The sequence below is a fragment of the Bartonella sp. AP280QHHD genome (genome assembly GCF_042196125.1).
Taxonomy (GTDB): domain Bacteria; phylum Pseudomonadota; class Alphaproteobacteria; order Rhizobiales; family Rhizobiaceae; genus Bartonella.
In genome coordinates, this window is record NZ_JBHIPQ010000001.1 from 1 (window position 1) to 3,652 (window position 3,652).

2 protein-coding genes are annotated in these 3,652 nt (G+C 38.3%); both read left to right on the plus strand.

The annotated features are described in order from the left end of the window. Positions 1-370: autotransporter outer membrane beta-barrel domain-containing protein (locus ACFIMK_RS00005; protein WP_375693488.1), on the plus strand; the 370-nt coding region annotated here is incomplete at its 5' end. Between the two features lie 726 nt (positions 371-1,096). After that, the coding region (locus ACFIMK_RS00010) for an autotransporter outer membrane beta-barrel domain-containing protein (protein ID WP_375684971.1) at positions 1,097-3,652 on the plus strand (2,556 nt) is incomplete at its 3' end.

The following is a 3,652-nucleotide window of genomic DNA, read 5'->3' on the forward strand; positions in this document are numbered from 1 at the left end:
CTATCAACATTTGATGTTTAATACCATTGAAGATGCTGATAATTTTACCGTTGATATGAAAAATCCTTCTCAATGGTTGATCCGTGTTGGTGGACGTTTGACAAAAACCATTTCCACTGAAAGCAACCGTCCAATGTCTTTCTATGGAAAAGTAAACTTGATCAAAACCTTTGGTGATAATGGTACCATCCAGATTGGCAGAGATTTTGACCTTGATCCTATGGGACCTGCAATTGAAGGCGGCGTTGGCATCAATGCGCAACTGTCTCACAATTTCTCCCTTCATGGTGATGTAAGTTATCAACAAAAGCTTCAGAAAACTGGTATATCTGGAGCAAATTTCTCAGGCGGCATACGCTATCAGTTTTAAATCAAGGCTGTAAAAATAGCCTATTCATTCTATTCAATTTAANATTTCTCAGGCGGCATACGCTATCAGTTTTAAATCAAGGCTGTAAAAATAGCCTATTCATTCTATTCAATTTAACAAAAAGGGCAGCACAATATGCTGCCCTTTTTGTACATTAAAGTCATCCTTTTTCCTTTTAAAGCACCCTTCCCTCTTTATACTTAGTTCTTTACGAAAATCTCCAAGACAAGACACAACAAACGCAACAGAGCACTTCCATCCCCAGTGGATGAAGAGTACTTCCTACTTTGAAAAAAAGAGAAGTCTATTAGAAATAAATTAATACCACTGTGTTGAAAGATGAAAGCCCACTTTAAGCCCAAGTAAGTTAGCTTTTTTACTAGCTTCTTCTACATCCTTTTTTGTTCCCTCATAACCCCAATTTGCGTCATATAATAATCCCTACCATCACGTAAAAGATGTTATGGTACCACTATATCAGTATCTCACAATATTTCTCTGAATAATAATATTCAAAATTATAATTCTTTAAATAAAATCCATTATAAATACATTTTGTATTATACATAATTAATATCAATTATTTTTTAATTTTGACAAAAAACCAAAAATGTCTTACCAAATTAAAAACAATTACTGAAAGTAATAACAACTATCCATTTTCACTTCTTCTTATGAAGTTCGCGGGGAAATGAATATTTTGGGGCTCTCATAAGGAGAATACTAGTGTATAAAACATCCCTTTTATCATGTACGGCTGCAGCCGCTATTATCCTGTTCAACATCCAGTTCAGTGCACATGCTGAAACCCTCGTAGTTTCTGAGGGAAAACAACAAGAAGTATCCGATAAAACCTACGAAACTATTCACGCAAAAGACGGTGGCAAAATCATTGGAAAACATTTAACCATTGTTACGAATAAAGATATAAACCAAGGCACAAACCAAACCGTCTATGCTGTAACAGCAGAAGGTGCTAACAGTGCGATTGAGTTACTGGATGGCACAACCATTAAAGGCACTGGTTCTGGTATTTTCTTAGGCCTTGAAGCCAAAGACGGTGCTACACTTCAAATGACTAAGGGAACAATTACATATTCTGGAATGGAGGCCTCCTCATCTGGCATTTTATCTAGCACTGGTGCTTCCTTTTCTGACAGTAAGAGTAAAAAAAACAAGCTGGAAGACGTGGTAATATCGAGTGAAAACGATAACAGTTCACTATCCTTAGGAATAAGTGCTAAAAACAGCACAGTAACCTTGAACAATGTAACCGTTACTCAAGCACTAAAAGGCATATTTGCAGATGATCACTCGACAATAACAATCTCTGGAGGATCACTCGATGGGGAAACTGATGGGGTATATGCTGGAAACGGCAGCATCATTACTTTAAACAACAATGTTACAGTCGCATCATCTAAGGGTAATGCACTCCATGCAGATGGTATAGAATCCAAGGTCACAATGAAAGGAGGGACTGTCATAGGAGGAAATTTGAATGGACATGAAAACGCATTACTTACAAAAAATGGTGGACGTATTGAAATTACGGATGTTACTCTAACAACCGATAACTTCGGAAACGGTGCAAATGCCCATGGCTTTGGAAGCATAATTGAATTAAAAGGCAAAACAAGCATTGAAAAAGTTAGAGACGGACTGAGAGCAGAAAAAGGTGGTAAAATCACCAGCGAAGATTTAACAATAACTGCTTATGAAAACCAAGAATACGGCACTTCTGGTATAATAGCCATTGATCCCAATAGTGAAATTCAATTAAAGGGGCATACAACCTTTGAAAAAGTTTCGTACGGTCTTGGAGCCTTTAATGGTGGTAAAATTACCAGCGGAGATTTAACAATAGTCGGTGGTAAAGCAATTAATGACAACCCCAATGAAGCACGATCTGGTGTATGGACATCGGGCTCTGGGAGTGAAATTCAGTTAACTGGCAAAACAACCATTCAAAATTTTGATGAAGGTCTTTATGCAGATGATGGGAGTAAAATCATTACCGGAGATTTAACAATAATCGGTGGTGAGTCCGAAGCAGAAACCGTTGGTGTAAGCACTTGGGAGGCTGATAGTATAGTTGAATTAAATGGCAAAACAACTATTCAAAATGTTGGTATTGGTCTCGCTACTGGTGAAGATGGCACAATTAAGATGGTTAATGGCGCTATTGATACTAATTCTAAAGGTCTAGATACCCAATCCGATACTCCTCAGAAGGGGAAGAAAAATACAATAGAAGCAAAAATGGCTGCGCTGGTTGTAATAAATGGCGGACATATTGATCTGACAGATGTTTCTGCCACAGCAGAAGTTGCCGGTTTACAATTCGCAACTTTCTCCGATGATAATCCAAATGGCTCGCATGATCCACAAAAATATCATAGTAATGAGATCAATCTGACCAATGCAGAGCTTCATGCTGAAAATGGCACAGGAATTTTCATTGGAGCTGTTGTTGAAAAAAGTATCGAAGATACTACAGTTCCATCAATCGGCACAGTCAATCTTAAAAAATCAGAGGTCCATGCCGATGTTTTACTAGGAAATGGTATTGCTTGGGACAAAACGTCATGGAAAGATAAAGATTTGTGGGATGGTAAAGAGGTTAAAGCGATCTCCAACGGCACCTTCACCTTAAGCACTGATCAGTCTACTCTAGAAGGCAGAGCAAATATTGCTAAAGACAGAAATGTACATTTTGATCTAAAAAACAAGACAACATGGACACTAAAGACCAGTACAAAAGAAAAAGATGCTGATGGCAATCTGCTTGATATCGCTCAAAGATCTCGTTCTGATATTTCCACGCTTAATCTCGATAACAGCTCCATTGTTTTTGAGAAACCAACAGAAGAGCATTACCAAACATTGCATATAGGTTCTGGTAAACCAGACACGCAAGAAGTCTACAATGCAACGGGTGATGCAAAGATTTACTTCAATACGGCTTGGAGTGATGGTGCTGCAATAAATGACCAAAAAACCGATAGACTTTTGATCCATGGGGATGTCTCTGGCAACACATCAGTTTATGTCACGGGGCACTTAGAAGAGAACAATATCGAAGCAAATACCTCTGCTGCTGCCAATGTCCGTGGTCTTTCACTTATTCAAGTTTCTGGAAAAGCAGAAGAAAACTCTTTCAAACTGGTAAATGGCTATACCACAAGAGGTGGCTTACCGGATATGTATACACTACGTGCCTATGGACCAGACTCAAGCCAAGGAAAAGCCGATATTGCGCAAAACCTCTTTGATGAAAAG